At 68.3% G+C, this 17,202-nt stretch carries 17 protein-coding genes; 1 reads left to right on the forward strand and 16 read right to left on the reverse strand.

Annotated elements, in window-relative coordinates; translation table 11 throughout:
• Nucleotides 1-150 precede the first annotated feature (150 nt).
• The 4 genes from infB to ITJ64_RS14810 form a co-directional block, all read right to left on the reverse strand.
• Entirely contained in the window at nucleotides 151-3,021 is a 2,871-nt protein-coding gene (gene infB / locus ITJ64_RS14795; protein ID WP_194681504.1) for a translation initiation factor IF-2, read from the reverse strand.
• An 82-nt stretch (nucleotides 3,022-3,103) separates the two neighbouring features.
• Nucleotides 3,104-3,379 (reverse strand): YlxR family protein, encoded by a 276-nt coding sequence (locus tag ITJ64_RS14800; protein WP_194681505.1) that lies wholly within the window; start codon nucleotides 3,377-3,379, stop codon nucleotides 3,104-3,106.
• Nucleotides 3,380-3,432: 53 nt separating this feature from the next.
• Entirely contained in the window at nucleotides 3,433-4,431 is a 999-nt protein-coding gene (gene nusA / locus ITJ64_RS14805) for a transcription termination factor NusA (RefSeq protein ID WP_194681506.1), read from the reverse strand.
• A gap of 60 nt (nucleotides 4,432-4,491) precedes the next feature.
• The gene (locus tag ITJ64_RS14810) at nucleotides 4,492-6,255 is read right to left on the reverse strand and encodes a proline--tRNA ligase (protein ID WP_194681507.1); all 1,764 of its coding nucleotides are present in this window, start codon (nucleotides 6,253-6,255) and stop codon (nucleotides 4,492-4,494) included.
• Nucleotides 6,256-6,415: 160 nt separating this feature from the next.
• On the opposite strand from ITJ64_RS14810, the gene ITJ64_RS14815 reads away from it, so the two are divergent.
• Nucleotides 6,416-6,934, forward strand: a complete 519-nt coding sequence (locus ITJ64_RS14815; protein ID WP_228508684.1) for a methylated-DNA--[protein]-cysteine S-methyltransferase — start codon at nucleotides 6,416-6,418, stop codon at nucleotides 6,932-6,934.
• Nucleotides 6,935-6,949: 15 nt separating this feature from the next.
• On the opposite strand, the gene ITJ64_RS14820 is transcribed toward ITJ64_RS14815, so the two are convergent.
• The 12 genes from ITJ64_RS14820 to ITJ64_RS14875 all read right to left on the reverse strand — a co-directional run bounded on the left by ITJ64_RS14820 (nucleotide 6,950) and on the right by ITJ64_RS14875 (nucleotide 17,200).
• Nucleotides 6,950-7,699 (reverse strand): YaaA family protein, encoded by a 750-nt coding sequence (locus ITJ64_RS14820; protein ID WP_194681508.1) that lies wholly within the window; start codon nucleotides 7,697-7,699, stop codon nucleotides 6,950-6,952.
• A gap of 93 nt (nucleotides 7,700-7,792) precedes the next feature.
• Nucleotides 7,793-8,059: a F0F1 ATP synthase subunit epsilon gene (locus ITJ64_RS14825; protein WP_179548545.1), complete on the reverse strand. Its 267-nt coding sequence runs from the start codon at nucleotides 8,057-8,059 to the stop codon at nucleotides 7,793-7,795.
• Nucleotides 8,060-8,061: 2 nt separating this feature from the next.
• Nucleotides 8,062-9,525 carry a F0F1 ATP synthase subunit beta gene (gene atpD, locus ITJ64_RS14830; protein ID WP_194681509.1) on the reverse strand — a complete coding sequence of 488 codons (1,464 nt, stop codon included), beginning with the start codon at nucleotides 9,523-9,525 and terminating at the stop codon, nucleotides 8,062-8,064.
• Nucleotides 9,526-9,569: 44 nt separating this feature from the next.
• Entirely contained in the window at nucleotides 9,570-10,472 is a 903-nt protein-coding gene (locus tag ITJ64_RS14835; RefSeq protein ID WP_194681510.1) for a F0F1 ATP synthase subunit gamma, read from the reverse strand.
• A gap of 2 nt (nucleotides 10,473-10,474) precedes the next feature.
• Nucleotides 10,475-12,112, reverse strand: a complete 1,638-nt coding sequence (atpA, locus tag ITJ64_RS14840) for a F0F1 ATP synthase subunit alpha (protein ID WP_194681511.1) — start codon at nucleotides 12,110-12,112, stop codon at nucleotides 10,475-10,477.
• A gap of 53 nt (nucleotides 12,113-12,165) precedes the next feature.
• Nucleotides 12,166-12,963 carry a F0F1 ATP synthase subunit delta gene (locus ITJ64_RS14845; protein ID WP_194681512.1) on the reverse strand — a complete coding sequence of 266 codons (798 nt, stop codon included), beginning with the start codon at nucleotides 12,961-12,963 and terminating at the stop codon, nucleotides 12,166-12,168.
• Nucleotides 12,964-12,967: 4 nt separating this feature from the next.
• Complete coding sequence (locus ITJ64_RS14850; RefSeq protein WP_194681513.1) at nucleotides 12,968-13,513, reverse strand: F0F1 ATP synthase subunit B; 546 nt, start codon at nucleotides 13,511-13,513, stop codon at nucleotides 12,968-12,970.
• 31 nt (nucleotides 13,514-13,544) lie between these two features.
• A complete protein-coding gene (gene atpE, locus ITJ64_RS14855; protein WP_171707255.1) occupies nucleotides 13,545-13,733 on the reverse strand; it encodes an ATP synthase F0 subunit C in 189 nt (62 codons plus the stop codon).
• Between the two features lie 95 nt (nucleotides 13,734-13,828).
• Nucleotides 13,829-14,620, reverse strand: coding sequence for a F0F1 ATP synthase subunit A (gene atpB / locus ITJ64_RS14860; protein WP_194681514.1), 792 nt, complete (start codon nucleotides 14,618-14,620; stop codon nucleotides 13,829-13,831).
• 192 nt (nucleotides 14,621-14,812) lie between these two features.
• The gene (locus tag ITJ64_RS14865; protein ID WP_228508685.1) at nucleotides 14,813-15,289 is read right to left on the reverse strand and encodes a hypothetical protein; all 477 of its coding nucleotides are present in this window, start codon (nucleotides 15,287-15,289) and stop codon (nucleotides 14,813-14,815) included.
• Nucleotides 15,286-16,491 (reverse strand): MraY family glycosyltransferase, encoded by a 1,206-nt coding sequence (locus ITJ64_RS14870; RefSeq protein WP_194681515.1) that lies wholly within the window; start codon nucleotides 16,489-16,491, stop codon nucleotides 15,286-15,288. The genes ITJ64_RS14865 and ITJ64_RS14870 overlap by 4 nt, the downstream gene beginning before the upstream one ends.
• Nucleotide 16,492: 1 nt before the next feature.
• Entirely contained in the window at nucleotides 16,493-17,200 is a 708-nt protein-coding gene (locus ITJ64_RS14875) for an L-threonylcarbamoyladenylate synthase (RefSeq protein ID WP_194681516.1), read from the reverse strand.
• Between the last annotated feature and the right edge of the window lie 2 nt (nucleotides 17,201-17,202).

Genomic DNA, 17,202 nt, shown 5'->3' on the forward strand with positions numbered 1-17,202 from the left:
CTCTTTCTGATTCTGGGATCTCTGAATACGCGATCTCTGAATACGGGATCTCCGTATCAGGGACCGTACATGGGAGACCGTATATGGGAGGAGGAGTGATGCGACATCGCCGCACCACTCCTCCGTCAGCTCACGCTGCTCCAGCCGAGGCTAGACGCGCGGCTTCTCCTTCATCTCGATGGTCTCGATCTCGTCGCCGATCTGGATGTCGTTGAACTTGCCGAGACCGATACCGGCCTCGAAGTCCGTGCGAACCTCGGTGACGTCGTCCTTGAAGCGACGCAGCGACTCGATGGCCAGGTTGTCCCCGACCACGACACCCTCGCGGATGACACGCGCCTTGGCGTTTCGCGTGATCGTTCCCGACCGCACGATGACACCGGCGATGTTGCCGAACTTCGAGGAGCGGAAGATCTCGCGGATCTCCGCGACACCCGACTGCACCTCTTCGAACTCCGGCTTCAGCATGCCCTTCAGCGACGACTCGATGTCGTCGAGCGCGTTGTAGATGACCGAGTAGAACCGGATGTCCACACCCTCGCGAGCGGCGCGCTCGCGCGCCTTCGTGTCGGGACGCACGTTGAAGCCGATGATGATGGCGTTGTCGACCGTGGCGAGGTTGACGTCGCTCTCGGTGACCGCACCCACACCGCGGTGGATGATGCGCAGCTGCACGCTGTCGTCGACCTCGATCTTGAGCAGCGACTCCTCGAGTGCCTCGACGGCACCGGAGACGTCACCCTTGATGATGAGGTTGAGCGCTTCGACCTTGCCCTCTTCGAGTGCACGGGTGAAGTCCTCGAGCGAGATGCGCTTGCGGGCCTTGGCCAGCGAGGCGTTACGCTCGGCGGCTTCACGCTTCTCAGCGATCTGACGAGCAGTGCGGTCCTCCTCGGTGACGAGGAAGGTGTCACCGGCTCGGGGCACGCTCGAGAGGCCCTGGACCTGCACGGGACGCGACGGGGTCGCCTCGGTGACGGTCTCGCCGTTCTCGTCGACCATCGCACGGACACGGCCGTACGCCGTACCCGCCACGATCGCGTCGCCGACCCGCAGCGTTCCGGACTGGATGAGCACGGTCGCGACCGCACCGCGGCCCTTGTCGAGCTTGGCTTCGATCGCCACGCCACGCGCATCCTTGTTCGGGTTGGCCCGCAGGTCGAGACCGGCGTCGGCGGTGAGGAGCACTGCGTCGAGCAGGTCCTGGATGCCGATGTCGTTGCGCGCAGAGACGTCGACGAACATGACGTCTCCGCCGTACTCCTCGGCGACCAGGTTGTACTCGGTCAGCTGCTGGCGCACCTTGGCCGGGTTGGCGTCGGGCTTGTCGATCTTGTTGACCGCGACCACGATCGGCACGTTGGCCGCCTGGGCGTGGTTCAGCGCCTCGATCGTCTGCGGCATGATGCCATCGTCAGCCGCCACCACGAGGATCGCGATGTCGGTGACCTGGGCACCACGAGCACGCATGGCGGTGAACGCCTCGTGACCGGGGGTGTCGATGAAGGTGATCGGACGCTCGATGCCCTCGTGCTCGGTGACCACCTGGTACGCACCGATGTGCTGGGTGATGCCACCGGCCTCGCCCGCCACGACGTTCGCGTTGCGGATGGCGTCGAGCAGTCGCGTCTTACCGTGGTCGACGTGGCCCATGACGGTGACGACCGGGGGACGGATCTCCAGGTCTTCGTCGGTCTCGTCTTCCAGCTCCTGGTCGAGGTCGATGTCGAAGCCCTCGAGGAGCTCGCGGTCCTCTTCCTCCGGCGACACGATCATGATCTTGTAGCCGAGCTCTTCGCCGAGCACCTGGAAGGTCGCCTCGTCGAGCGACTCGGTCGCCGTCGCCATCTCACCGAGGTGGAACAGCACGGTCACCAGGTTGCCCGGGCTCGCGTCGATCTTGTCGGCGAAGTCGGTGATCGAGGCACCACGACGCAGGCGGACGACGGTGTTGCCGTCGCCGCGGGGGACGCTGACGCCACCCAGCGACGGGGCTTCGCGCAGCTCGAACTCGGCCCTCTTCGTCCGCTTGGACTTGCGAGCCTTGCTCTTGCCGCCACCGCGACCGAACGCACCAGCGGTTCCACCGCCGGGGCCACGGCCACGACCGCCGGCACCCGGACGCGGCGCGAAGCCGCCGGGAGCGCCACCGGGACGGAACCCGGGCGAACCGGGAGCCGGACGCGCGCCGCCACCCTGAGGAGCGCCGGGGCGGAAGCCCGCACCGGTGCCGGGGCGCTGGAAGCCCGTGGGGCGAGGAGCACCCGGACGGGGCGAACCGGGACGCGGAGCGCTCGGACGGGGAGCACCGGGACGCGGGATGGCACCACCGGCGCCACCACCCGAACCACTGCGGCCCATGCCCTGCTGGCTGGCGAAGGGGTTGTTGCCCGGACGCGGGGCGCCGGGGCGCTGCATGCCCTGCTGGCTAGCGAACGGGTTGTTGCCCGGACGCGGGATGCCGGGGCGCGGTCCGCCGGGGCGGGGCGCGGCGGAGTCACCGGAGGCGGCCGGAGCGGCGGGAGCCGCAGGAGTCGCCGAGCCGGACGCCGCGGAGGCGTCGGCAGGCTTCTGCGGAGCGGCAGCGGCGGGCGCGGCCGGAGCGGCGGCAGCCGGAGTCGCGGGAGCGGACGCAGCGGCGCGCTCGGCCGAAGCCGGAGCCGGTGCCGACGCAGGTGCGGCGGCCGGAGCAGCAGGCGCGGCGGGAGCCGGCGTCGAGGTGCGGCCGGCCGAGGGGCCGGGAGCCGGAGCGCCGGGACGAGCGCCACCGGGGCGAGGCCCGGACGACGACGACTTCGGGGCAGCCGAGGACGAACCGGCAGCCGGAGCGGACGAGCCGCCGGAGGCAGCGCCGGCGCCGGCCTTGATCAGTGCCTCTTTGAGGCGACGAGCCACGGGAGGCTCGATGCTCGACGAGGGGCCCTTGACGAACTGGCCCATCTCCTTGAGCGTCGCAAGGGCGACCTTGCTGTCGACACCGAGCTCGGCGGCGACTTCATGTACACGTGGTTTTGCAGCCACAATTCTCCTGTCTGGATGGCCCACCCAGACAGGGCAGGCCGTTAGTAGCGGACGGGTCTCATTTCGAGCCGCTCATCAGTTGTCACTCATGGTTCACGGTGCCGTTCAGCCTGTTCTCTAATGTTGTCGTCTCGAGTGTTCCGTCCACCCGGAGCGCACGCCCGAAAGCGCGACGCGTGACCGCGAGGTGGAAGCACGCGAGTGTCGGATGCACCCATGCGCCTCGCCCGGGAAGCGAGGCCGTCTCATCGACGACCAGTGCCTGTCCCTCAGGGATTGACTCCCTGGCGACGACCCTCAGCAAAGAGGACCGCGAGGCGCGCGCACGACATCCGACGCACGTTCTAACGGGTTCCATGGTACTCCATATTCCCGGAGCGGCCGTCGGAGGCCGCTCCGGACGTGCGCCGATCAGTCGCCGTCGAGGATGCTGTCGGGCTGGATGTCGATCTTCGCGCCCGTGAGCTTCGCGGCGAGTCGGGCGTTCTGGCCCTCCTTGCCGATGGCCAGCGAGAGCTGGTAGTCGGGCACGAGCGCACGGACGGCCTTGGTGGCCTGATCGATCACGAAGGCGCTCGAGACCTTGGCGGGTGAGAGCGCGTTGGCGACGAAGGTCGGCAGGTCCTCCGAGTAGTCGACGATGTCGATCTTCTCGGCGCCGAGCTCCGACGTGACCGCGCGCACACGCTGGCCGAGCTCGCCGATGCAGGCGCCCTTGGCGTTGACGCCGGGCTCCGTGGCCCGCACCGCGATCTTCGTGCGGTGGCCGGCCTCGCGGGCGAGCGAGACGATCTCGACGACACCCGAGGCGATCTCGGGCACCTCGAGCGCGAAGAGCTTGCGCACGAGCGACGGGTGCGTGCGCGACACCGTGATCGCGGGGCCCTTCGGCCCCTTGGCGACGCTGGTGACGTACACGCGGATGCGCGAGCCGTGCGCGTAGTCCTCGCCCGGCACCTGCTCCTCGGGCGGCATGATGGCCTCGATGGTGCCGAGGTCGACGTGGATCATCCGCGGGTTGGGGCCTTGCTGGATGACACCGGCGACGATGTCGCCCTCCCGGCCCTTGAACTCGCCGAGCACCTTGTCGTCGCCGATGTCGCGCAGCCGCTGGTTGATGACCTGCTTGGCGGCGAAGGCGGCGATGCGCCCGAAGTCGCTCGGGTTCTCCTCGGCCTCGCCGATGAGCACGCCGTCCTCGTCGAGCTCGGGCACGAAGATGCCGATGTGGCCGGTCTTGCGGTCGAGGTGCACGCGAGCCGAGTCGGTGCCGTCCTCGGTCGTGGCCGGACGGTCGGTGTGCTTGAGGAATGCGGTCAGGATCGCCTGCTCGATGATTCCCACGAGTTCCTCGAAGGGAATCTCTCGTTCACGCTCCAAGAGGCGTAAGACGCTGAGGTCGATGTCCACTTCCGGCCTCCTCTGTTCAGATCTGTCGCCGCCGATGTCTCCGGCGGTCAAACGAAAAGACTACCCGAAGCTTTCGGCGACGTCACCCAGCGCGACCTGGGTGCGCTCCCCCGTCGCCCGATCCCACAGCTCGACCTGGCCGTCGGCCACACCGCGGCCCACGATCACGATGCGCGGCACGCCGATCAGCTCGGCGTCGCCGAACTTCACCCCGGGGCTGACCTTGGGCCGGTCGTCGAAGAGAACGTCGAGACCCGTGGCCTCGAGGTCGGCCACCACCGACTCCGCGGCCTGGTAGACCTCGGGGTCCTTGCCCGTCGCGATGACGTGCACGTCGAAGGGCGCGACCGAGGGCGGCCAGATGAGGCCCTTCGCGTCGTTGTTCAGCTCCGCGATGATGGCCAGGATGCGCGTGACGCCGATCCCGTAGGAGCCCATCGTCACCGTGACGAGCTTGCCGTTCTCGTCGAGCACCTTCAGGCCCAGGGCCTCGGCGTACTTGCGGCCGAGCTGGAACACGTGACCGATCTCCATGCCGCGGGCGAGCTCGACCGGCCCGGACCCGTCGGGAGCGGGGTCGCCCGGCCGCACCTCGGCCACCTCGACCGTGCCGTCGGCCGTGAAGTCGCGCCCGGCCACGAGGCCGAAGACGTGCTTGCCGTGCACGTTCGCCCCGGTGATCCAGCCGCTGCCGTCGACCACCCGGGGGTCGACCAGGTAGCGGATGCCCGTGCTCGACTCCTCGCCGAGCACCGCGCCCTCAGGCGTCCAGGGCCCGATGTAGCCCTTGACGAGGCCCGGGTTCTTGGCGAAGTCGGCCTCGGTGGCGGCCTCGACCTCGGCCGGCGCGAAGGCGACCTCGGCGCGCTTGAGGTCGACCTCGCGGTCGCCGGGCAGACCGACCACGACGACCTCGCGGGTGCCGTCGAGGTTCACGAGGGCGAGCACGACGTTCTTCAGCGTGTCGGCCGACGTCCACGACCGGCCGTCGGGCCGGGGGTGGGAGGCGTTCGCCGCGTCGACGAGCGTCTGGATGGTGGGCGTCTCGGGGGTGTCGTGCACCTCGGCCGGCGTCAGGCCCTCGTACGAACGGGGCTCGGGCGCCAGGGTGGTGAACGCCTCGACGTTCGCGGCGTAGCCGCCCGCGGATCGCACGAAGGTGTCTTCGCCGACGGGCGTGGGGTGCAGGAACTCCTCGCTCTTCGAGCCGCCCATGGCACCCGCGTCGGCCTTGACGATCACGTACTCGAGACCGAGGCGCGTGAAGATGCGCTCGTAGGCGTCGCGCTGCGCCTGGTAGCTCGCATCGAGCCCGGCATCGGTGTAGTCGAAGGAGTACGCATCCTTCATGGTGAACTCGCGGCCGCGCAGGAGGCCGGCGCGGGGGCGGGCCTCGTCGCGGTACTTGTCCTGGATCTGGTAGATCGACAGCGGCAGGTCTTTGTAGCTGTTGTAGAGGTCCTTCACGAGCAGCGTGAAGACCTCCTCGTGCGTGGGCGCCAGCACGTAGCCCGCGTCCTTGCGGTCGGACAGCCGGAACATGCCGGGTCCGTACTCCGTGTACCGCCCGGTGACCTCGTAGGGCTCCTTCGGCAGCAGCGCGGGGAAGTGCACCTCGAAGGCCCCGGCGGCCTCCATCTCCTCGCGGATGATCGCCTCGATCTTCGCCTTCACCCGCAGCCCGAGCGGCAGCCAGGCGAAGATGCCCGGGGCCTGGCGGCGGATGTAGCCGGCGCGCACGAGCAGCACATGGCTCGCCACCTCGGCGTCGGAGGGCGATTCCCGCAGCGTGCGGAGGAAGTAGTTGGACAGGCGTGTAGGCACGCACCGAGTCTAGCCAGCAGGGCCCGAACGCTCACATCGGCGGCGCCCCTGTGCACAACTTCCCGTTATCCCTTCTGCACAGCCGAGCGGATGCTCGTCCCTGTCCACAGATCGTCCTCTGACGCCGAGGCGCCCGACGAGGGCGTCCTACCCTCACCGCATGGACACTCTCATTCAGCTGCGGGCTGCCGCGCCGTTCCTGCAGCGCTGCACCACCCCGATCGGCCGGGTGGAGGTCGTCAGCGACGGCGAGGCGGTCACCCGGGTGACGCTCGAGGCTGCGGGGGCGCTGCCGCACGACGGGCTCGTGTTCGACTCCGACCGCGTCGCCGACGAGGCGATCGCGCAACTGCTCGACTACTTCGAGGGCAGCCGGCAGAGGTTCACCGTTCCCCTGGCGCACCGCGGCACACCGTTCCAGGTGGCCGTCTGGCAGGAGCTGGCGGCGCTCGGCTGGGGCGAGCCCACCGACTACGGCGCCATCGCCCGCGCCGTCGGGAAGGTGGGCGCCGGGCGCGCGGTCGGCGGCGCGGTGGCGCTGAACCCCACGCCGCTGCTCGTCGGCTGCCACCGTGTGCTCTCGGTCGCCGGGCGCATCACCGGCTGGAGCCACGGCGAGGGCGTGCCGACGAAGGCCTGGCTGCTCGCCCACGAGTCCATCGCGTTCGCGGCCGGCTGATGACGATGGAGTTCCTCAGACCTCCAGGACGAGCTCGCCCGACGGCGCGAGCGAGAGGCGATGGCCGGTCGCGCTCCCCCACGCGATCAGCTCGTCCACCTCCGCGAAGTCGGTGCCGTGCTGCACGAGTGCGCGCACGAGCTCCCCCTTGCCCTTCTTGTTGAAGTGGTTGAGAGCGCGCGTGACGCCGTCGGGGCCCTCACTGACCACCCGCAGGAAGTGCGAGCGGGTGACCGCGGCGGGAACCGGTCCGAGGTGCACGTAGGCCTCCGAGCGCAGGTCGAGCACGAGCTCGTCCCGATGCGCTAGCAGGGCCTTCGAGACGGGTGCGCTCCAGGTGGCCTTCAGGCTGTCGCCCTCGAGCCGCGAGTCGTGCGAGAGACGGTAGGCGGGCACCGGGTCCCCGGCGCCCACGAGGCCGAACAGCGCCGAGTGGATGCGCACGTGCTGGGCGGCGAACGAGCGGGCGCCGGCGTCGAGCGAGCGCGCGTCGAGGGCCTCGTAGAGCACGCCGGTGTAGCGGTCCATGGCCGGAAGGGTGGGCGAGACCGTGAGCGCCCGGTTGCGCTCCACCTCCGAGGCGAGCTTGGGGCCGAGCTTCAGGCGCTTCAGCGCGTCCTCGCGGTCACGGCTGAGTTGCTTCAGGCGCCGCACGGTGGCGCGGCGCACCGGGGTGAGGCCCGCGTGCGACAGGGCGGCGAAGTCGAGCGGGGGGCCGTCTCCCCCGTCGTGCTTGGTCTCCGAGGGCGGGAGCAGGACGAGCATCCGGAACCTTTCTGCACACGGTGCGCGGCGGGAACGGCGAAGACCGCCGGCCCCGGCTCACGAGGAGCGGGGACGACGGTCTTCGAAGGGTGACTACTTGATCAGCTCGGCGTCGCGCGCGACGATCGTGACGGTGTCGTTCTCGACCGAGAGGAACCCGTCGTCGGCGCGCGCCACGAGGCGCTCACCGCTCGTCGCGTTCACGCGCACCTCGCCGGCGGCGAGGATCGCGAGCATCGGCTCGTGACCGGCGAGAATGCCGATCTCGCCCTCGACGGTCTTGGCGACCACCATCGAGGCCTCGCCGGCCCAGATCTGCTGGTCGGCCGAGACGACGCTGACGTTCAGAGGACGAGCCATGATCAGCCGTTCTCCTTCTGGATCTGAGCCCACTTCTCCTCGACGTCCGTGATCGGGCCGACGTTGAAGAACGCCTGCTCCGCCACGTGGTCGAACTCGCCCTTGGTGATCGCGTCGAACGACTCGATCGTGTCCTTCAGCGGAACCGTGGAACCCTCGACACCGGTGAACTTCTTCGCCATGTAGGTGTTCTGCGACAGGAACTGCTGGATGCGGCGAGCCCGCGACACGGTGATCTTGTCTTCCTCGGAGAGCTCGTCGACACCGAGGATCGCGATGATCTCCTGCAGCTCCTTGTTCTTCTGCAGGATCTGCTTCACGTTGGTCGCGACACGGTAGTGGTCGGCGCCCAAGTACCGCGGGTCCATGATGCGCGAGGTCGAGGTGAGCGGGTCGATGGCCGGGTACAGGCCCTTCGACGCGATCTCACGCGACAGCTCGGTGGTGGCGTCGAGGTGGGCGAACGTGGTCGCCGGAGCCGGGTCGGTGTAGTCGTCGGCCGGCACGTAGATCGCCTGCAGCGAGGTGATCGAGTGACCACGCGTCGAGGTGATGCGCTCCTGGAGAACGCCCATCTCGTCGGCGAGGTTCGGCTGGTAGCCCACCGCGGACGGCATGCGGCCGAGCAGCGTCGACACCTCGGAGCCCGCCTGCGTGAAGCGGAAGATGTTGTCGATGAACAGCAGCACGTCCTGGTTCTGCACGTCGCGGAAGTACTCCGCCATCGTCAGGGCCGACAGGGCGACGCGGAGGCGCGTTCCCGGCGGCTCGTCCATCTGGCCGAAGACGAGGGCGGTCTTGTCGAAGACGCCCGCCTCCTCCATCTCGGCGATGAGGTCGTTGCCCTCACGGGTGCGCTCACCGACACCGGCGAACACCGACACACCACCGTGGTCCTGGGCCACACGCTGGATCATCTCCTGGATGAGGACCGTCTTGCCGACGCCCGCACCACCGAAGAGTCCGATCTTTCCACCCTGCACGTAGGGGGTCAGGAGGTCGATCGACTTGATGCCGGTCTCGAAGAGGTTGGTCTTCGACTCCAGCTGGTCGAACGCCGGGGGCTTGCGGTGGATGGGCCAGCGCTCGGTGATCTCGATCTTCTCGCCGGGGGCGGCGTTCAGCACGTCGCCGATCACGTTGAAGACCTTGCCCTTGGTGACGTCACCGACGGGAACCGAGATGGCGGCACCGGTGTCGCGCACCTCCTGGCCGCGGACGAGGCCGTCGGTCGGGTTCAGGGCGATGGCGCGGACGAGGTCGTCACCGAGGTGCTGTGCGACCTCGAGGGTGATCTCGGTGCGGTTCTCGCCGATGGCGATCGTCGTCTTGAGGGCGTTGTAGACCTCGGGGATGGAGTCGTGCGGGAACTCGATGTCGACCACCGGACCCGTGACGCGCGCGACGCGGCCGACGCCCTGGGGCGTCTCCTTCGCCTGTGCCGGCGCGATGACAGTGTCAGTCATTGTGCTCTCTCTTCTCTGTGACTACTTGGCGGAGGCCGGATCGGCTACTTGGCGGAGGCCAAGGCGTCGGCCCCGCCGACGATTTCGGAAATCTGCTGCGTGATCTCGGACTGACGGGCGTTGTTGGCCAGACGGGTGAAATCGCGGATCAGGTTGTCGGCGTTGTCGGAGGCCGACTTCATGGCCTTCTGACGTGCGGCGTGCTCGGCTGCCGCCGACTGGAGCATCGCGTTGAAGATGCGGCTCTCGACGTAGATCGGGAGCAGGGCATCCAGCACCGTCGCGGCGTCGGGCTCGAACTCGTAGAGCGGGTAGACCTCGTTCGAGGGCTCGACGGGGGCTTCGCCCTCGACGATCTCGAGCGGGAGCAGACGCACGACCTCGGGAACCTGGCTGACCATGCTCACGAAGCGGTTGTAGACGAGGTGGATCTCGTCGACCCCGCCCTCCTGGTCGTCGAGGTTGTAGGCCTCGACCACGGCGTCGGCGATCTCTTTCGCGGTGTCGAACTGGGGCTGGTCGGTGCCACCCGTCCAGGCCTTCACGCTCGCGCGCTTGCGGAAGCTGAAGTAGCCCACCGCCTTGCGGCCGACGAGGTAGAACACGACGTTCTTGCCCTCGCTGCGCAGGAGCTCGGCGAGCTGCTCCGCCTCCTTCAGGATCGAGGAGGAGAAGGCACCTGCGAGACCGCGGTCGGAGGTGAAGATCACCACGGCGGCGGTGTCGAGCTTCTCGCGCTCGCTGGTCAGCGGGTGGTCGACGTTGGAGTACGTGGCCACCGCCGACACCGCGCGCGTGATGGCACGCGAGTACGGGGCCGAGGCGGCCACGCGCTGCTGCGCCTTCTGGATGCGCGAGGCGGAGATCAGCTCCATCGCCCTCGTGATCTTCTTGGTCGTCTGGGCCGATTTGATCCTCGACCGATAGACCCTGAGCTGAGCGCCCATGCTTAGCGGCGACCCTTCACGATCTTCTCCTGGCCGACGTCGGCCTTGTCGGTCGCCTGGAACTGCTCCTTGCCCACCGAGGCGAGCGGCTTGCCCTCACCCGTCTGGAACTCGAGCTTGAACTGGTCGACCGCCTTGTCGAGGGCCGCGGCGGTGTCGTCGTCGAGCTTGTTGGTCTCGCGCAGCGTCGTGAGGATGTCGGTCGTGCGACCGACGTACTCGAGCAGCTCGGCCTCGAAGCGCAGGATGTCCTCCACCGGCACCTCGTCGAGCTTGCCCTTGGTGCCGGCCCAGATCGAGACGACCTGCTGCTCGACGGGGAACGGCGAGTACTGCGGCTGCTTCAGCAGCTCGGTGAGGCGGGCGCCCCGGGCGAGCTGACGACGCGACGCGGCGTCGAGGTCGGACGCGAACATCGCGAAGGCCTCGAGCGAACGGTACTGGGCGAGCTCGAGCTTCAGCGTTCCGGAGACCGACTTGATCGACTTCACCTGGGCGTCGCCACCCACTCGCGAGACCGAGATGCCGACGTCGACAGCGGGGCGCTGGTTGGCGTTGAACAGGTCGGACTGGAGGAAGATCTGGCCGTCGGTGATCGAGATCACGTTGGTCGGGATGTACGCCGAGACGTCGTTCGCCTTGGTCTCGATGATCGGCAGACCGGTCATCGAGCCGGCGCCCAGCTCGTCGGACAGCTTCGCGCAGCGCTCGAGCAGACGCGAGTGCAGGTAGAACACGTCACCGGGGTACGCCTCGCGTCCCGGCGGACGACGCAGCAGCAGCGACACGGCGCGGTAGGCCTCGGCCTGCTTGGACAGGTCGTCGAAGATGATCAGGACGTGCTTGCCGCCGTACATCCAGTGCTGGCCGATGGCCGAGCCGGTGTAGGGGGCGAGGTACTTGAAGCCGGCGGGGTCGGAGGCCGGGGACGCCACGATGGTGGTGTACTCCATCGCTCCGGCGTCTTCGAGCGCACCGCGCACGGAGGCGATGGTCGAGCCCTTCTGGCCGATCGCGACGTAGATGCAGCGAACCTGCTTGTTGACGTCGCCCGAGTCCCAGTTGGCCTTCTGGTTGATGATCGTGTCGATCGCGATGGCCGTCTTACCGGTCTGGCGGTCGCCGATGATGAGCTGGCGCTGGCCGCGGCCGATCGGGATCATGGCGTCGATCGCCTTGATGCCGGTCTGCATCGGCTCGTGCACGCTCTTACGGGCCATGACGCCGGGCGCCTGGAGCTCGAGCTCGCGGCGGCCCTCGGCGACGATCTCGCCGAGACCGTCGATCGGGTTGCCGAGCGGGTCGACGACGCGGCCGAGGTAGGCGTCGCCCACGGGCACGGAGAGGACCTCTCCGGTGCGGGTGACCTCCTGGCCCTCCTCGATGCCGGTGAACTCACCGAGCACGATGACACCGATCTCGTCCTCGTCGAGGTTCTGGGCGAGGCCCAGCGTGCCGTCGGCGAAGCGGATCAGCTCGTTGGCCATGACGCCGGGGAGACCCTCGACGTGCGCGATGCCGTCGGCGGCGTCGATGACGTAGCCGACCTCGGTCGTGGAGGCCTTGCCGGGCTCGTAGGCGGCGACGAAGTCTTTGAGAGCGTCGCGGATCTCATCGGGGCGGATCGTAAGTTCAGCCATCGTTTTCCCTTTTCTGATGGGGTATGCCCCCAGTGTGTTCCTGTGCCCTCTGATTAGCCAGCGAGCTGAAGTCTCAAATCGTTGATGCGCGTCGCGACGCTGCCGTCGATGACGTCGTCACCGATCTGGATGCGGACGCCGCCCACCACCGAGGGGTCGATCACCTGGTTGATGCGCACCGGCATGCGATAGCTGCCGGTGAGGGCCTTCTCCAGCCGGGCGATGCGGTCGGAGCTCAGCGGAGCGGCGACGGTGACCGTCGCCACCCGCGACCCGGCCTCGTCGGCCACGATCGTGGAGGCGTAGCGGATGAGTTCGCCGATACGGCGACCGCGGGGCTGGGTGACCAGCTGACGCACGATCGCGACGGTCTCGTTCGCGGCACGACCGCCGAGCAGGCGCTCGACGAGCGAGCGCTTCTGCTCGGTGGAGCCGAGCTTGGAACCGAGGGCCAGCTCGAGCGACGAGTCGCTCGACACGGCCCGGGCGAACTCGAACAGCTCGCGGTCGATCGCCAGCGACGAGGGCGCCGAGAAGGCGACGGCACGGATGCCCAGCTCCTCGATGCCCGCGAGCAGGTCGTTCTTCGACGACCAGCGACTGGTCACCACCGTGTCGAGCAGGTCGACCGTCGTGGCGCTGTAGCCGGTGGCGAACAGCCGGCGCACGAGCGCCGACTTCGCCGCGCGCTCTGCTCCGGGGTCGGAGAGGGCTGCCAGCAGGTGCGACGAATCTCCGATGATCCGACCAGCGGCGAAGAGCTCTTCTCCCGTGGCCAGATCGACCGCGCCGGCCACGCTCGACAGACGAGCCGTGGCACCGGCGAGGGCTTCTCTGGTCGCGCTACCCATGGTGCTACTTCTTTCCCGAGGTGTCGGCCTCGAGGTCGGCGAGGAAGCGGTCGACCAGGGCCGTCGCCTTCGCGTCGTCGGAGAGGGACTCGCCCACGACACCCGAGGCGAGGTCGATGGCCAGCGAGCCGACCTCCGAGCGCAGCGACACGAGGGCCGCCTGACGCTCGGCCTCGATCGCGACCTGGGCGTTCGCCTTGGTGCGCTCGGCCTCGTTCTGAGCCTGAGCGGTGACCTCGGAGCCGATGCGCTGGGCGTCGACACGGGCCTGCTCACGGATCTTGGCGGCCTCGGCACGAGCCTCGGCCAGCTGGGCGGTGTACTGCTGGAGGGCAGCCTCCGCCTCGCGCTGGGCCTCGTCGGCCTTCTCCATGTTTCCCTCGATCGCGGCGGACCGCTCATCGAGGAGCTTCTTCATGCGCGGAAGGACGAGCCTCCAGAAGAAGAAGAGGATGACGACGAAGCACACGGCCGACCAGATGATGTCATATGGCGCCGGGATGAGCGGATTCGTGCCTTCTTCGCCAGCAGCCAGAATTGCGTTCAGCATTCCAGCCTCCTTATCGATCGAAGATGGACGACTAGTTGGTGAAGATGAAGTACGTCGCGATACCGATGAACGCGAGCGCCTCGGTGAACGCGATACCGATGTACATCAGCACCTGGAGACGGCCGGCGAGCTCGGGCTGGCGGGCGACGCCTTCGATGGTCTTGCCGACCACGATGCCCACGCCGATGGCGGGGCCGATGGCGGCGAGGCCGTAGCCCATGGTCGCGACGTTGCCGGTGACCTCAGCGAGGATCGATACATCTGCCACGTTGTGTTCCCTTTCGTGATGGTGGTTCGGGCGGACGCCTGAACCGCTTAGTGTTCCTCAGCCAGCGCGAGCTGGATGTAGACAGTGGTGAGAAGAGCGAAGACGTAGGCCTGCAGAACCGCGACCAGCACCTCGAAGAGGGTGAACACGAAACCGAAGGCCAGGGTGCCGACGCCGAACAGCGAGTAGAAGAAGTTCGTCTGCGTCGCCGTGAAGAAGAAGAACTGCGTGGCCGAGAAGAACAGCACGAGCAGCAGGTGGCCGACGACCATGTTCATGAGCAGTCGCAGCGTCAGCGTCACCGGGCGCAGCACGAAGGTCGAGACCAGCTCGATCGGCGTCACGATGATGTAGAGCGCCTTCGGCACACCGGGCGGGAAGAGCGCGTTCTTGAAGAAGGCACCCGGGTGCTTCTTGATGCCCGCGTAGATGAACGCGAACCAGGCCACGACGGCGAGCACCAGCGGGACACCGATCACCGACGTGCCGGCGATGTTCAGGAACGGGATGATGCCCGTGATGTTCATGAACAGCACCATGAAGAAGATGGTGGTGATCAGCGGAAGGAAGCGACGGCCGTCCTTCTTGCCGAGGAGGTCTTCGGCGATGTTGACCCGAGCGAAGTCGAGCCCCATCTCGACGATGGACTGGAAGCGGCCGGGCACCACCTTCATGCGGCGCGTGCCGATCCAGAAGATCAGCACGATCGCCAGCACCGCGAGGAAGCGGATGAGGATGATGCGGTTCATCTCGAACGGCGTGCCCGCGAAGAAGATGACTTCGGGGAAGAACTCTTCGATGGACGGACCGTGGAAACCACCGTCATCGGAGGTTGCCATGGGGGCTAGCAGGTGCACAGCGTTAGCTATCAGCGCTATCTCCTGTTCGGGGCGTGGAACTGTTCATAGTTCTCGCGACGACGAGCGGGTGGGAGGGGTGCTGCAGGGAGAATGCGAAGGCATTGTCCCGCGGCGGAACGATCTTGACAACCCTATCAATACTTAGGGCATCCTGACGAATCCTGGCGACCCTCATTGCGGGCCGGGAAGGCGCACGTCCGAGGCGTAGGGCATGCGGCTGCGCGCCACCACCACGACGTCGACCACGAGGGTGCCGATGACGGCGACCACGATGCTGAGGAACAGCACGACGTCGTTGGTGAAGTCGGCTCCGCGCAGCAGCACCACCAGCACGATGAACAGCGCGAACTTGACGATCCACGAGCCGAGCACGATCACGAAGAACAGCGTCGTGAACAGCGGTGACGCGGCGAAGCGGTTGGCCACGAGGATGCTCGCCGCGGTGATCCCCGCGAACACCAGCACCATGACCGTGCCGATGAGGGCGCTGATCGCCCCCGTCCAGCCGTCGACCAGGTAGCCGACCACTCCCCCGACGACGGCGATGACCAGGGCGAGCACCGCATCCCACTTCAGGATCGTCGAGAACACCCCCGTCGAGGACGGCGTCGGGTAGTTGCCCCGCGGTGCGGGTTCGTTCACGGTCACGGGGTGGACTCCTTGATGTCGTCGGCGGCCGCGTCGAGCGGGTCGTCGCCGGCTTTGGCACGGGCTTCGAGGGTGCCCGCGTCGGCGGACTGGGCGGCGAACTCGCGGCGCTTGGCGCGGCTGAGCGGCGACAGGGTGACGACCGTGCAGACCGCGATGCCGAGGCCGAGCACGATGAACGCGGGCCAGTACGGGTCGAGCACGAAGAACAGCAGGCAGCCGATCGAGATGACGGCCGTCCAGGAGTAGAAGATCAGCACGGCCTGCAGGTGGCTGTGGCCCATGTCGAGCAGCCGGTGGTGCAGGTGCTTCCGGTCGGCGCTGAACGGGCTCTTGCCCGCCCGCAGCCGCCGGATGACGGCGAGGCTGAAGTCGAGCAGCGGGATGATCAGGATCGCGAAGGGCAAGAGGATCGGGATGAACGCCGGCAGGAGCTCCGAGCGGCCGAGCTGGGCCGGGTCGACCTGGCCGGTGACCGCGATGGCGCTGGTGGCCATCAGGAGGCCGACGAGCAGCGCGCCCGCGTCGCCCATGAACAGCTTCGCCGGGTGGAAGTTCAGCGGCAGGAAGCCGGCGCAGGCGCCGATCAGCACCGCGGTGATCAGCGAGGCGAGGTTGAAGTAGTCGGTCGGCGAGGTCTCCTGGGCCAGCAGGTAGCTGTAGAGGAAGAACACGCCGTTCGCGATCAGGGCGACCCCGGCGACGAGCCCGTCGAGCCCGTCGATGAAGTTGATGGCGTTCATCACCAGCACGACCGCGAGGATCGTGATGATCAGCGACATGGCCGGCGAGCCGATGCCGCGGGTGTCGCCGATCGGCAGCGAGAGGATCTGCACGCCCTGCCAGGCCAGGAGCCCGGCCGCGAGGATCTGACCGGCGAGCTTGGTGAGCCAGTCCAGGTCCCAGATGTCGTCGGCCACGCCGATGACCACGATGATCAGCGCGGCGCCGAGGATGGCCCAGACCTTGCCGGGCTCGGCGAACACCAGCCGGAACCAGCTGATCTGCGACGCGACCCCGATGGCGACGACGACACCGAGGAACATCGCGATCCCACCGAGCCGCGGTGTGGGCCGCGTGTGCACGTCGCGCTCGCGGATCTTCGGGTACAGCCGGTAGCGGTGGCTGAGCTTGTAGATGACCCAGGTCAGACCGAAGGTGACGACGGCCGAGACGAGGGCGACGAGGAGGTAGAAGCGCACGTCAGGCGCCGGGCCCAGAGGAGTCGGGCCGAGAGGAGTCGGGGGCCGTACCATCCGCTTCCGGCAGGAGCAGCTCGCCGACGACCTCGCGCAGCCGCTCGTCGGAGACGGCACCGTGCCGCACGACGCGCAGGGTGCCGTCGGGGCGTGTGGCGTCGACGATGGTGGAGGCCACAGCCTGCGGGCGCTCTCCCCCGTCGAGGTAGACGGTCACGCTGTCGCCGAGCATGTCGAGCGCCTGCTGCGCCGTGGTGGCGGCCGGCTGCCCGGTGAGGTTGGCGCTGGACACCGCGAGCGGGCCGGTGTCGGCGAGCAGCTCGAGCGCGATCGGGTCGCTCGGCATGCGCAGGGCGACGGTGCCCCCGGTGTCGCCGAGGTCCCAGGCGAGCGACGGGGTCGCCCGGAGGATGAGCGTCAGCCCGCCCGGCCAGAAGGCGTCGACCAGGTCGCGGGCCGAGGCCGGGATGCCGACGGCGAGGGCGTCGAGGGTCGGCGATCCGGGGATCAGCACGGGCGGCGGCGACTGGCGGGTGCGGCCCTTGGCGTCGAGCAGGCGCTGCACCGCACGCGGCTGGAACGCGTCGGCCGCGAGCCCGTACACCGTGTCGGTGGGGATGACGGCGAGCTCGCCACGGGCGATGGCGGCACGGGCGAGGCGCATGCCGCTCAGGAGCTCGGTGGACACGGAGCAGTCGTAAAGGGAAGCCATTG

The organism is Herbiconiux sp. VKM Ac-1786 (genome assembly GCF_015350805.1).
Taxonomy (GTDB): domain Bacteria; phylum Actinomycetota; class Actinomycetes; order Actinomycetales; family Microbacteriaceae; genus Herbiconiux.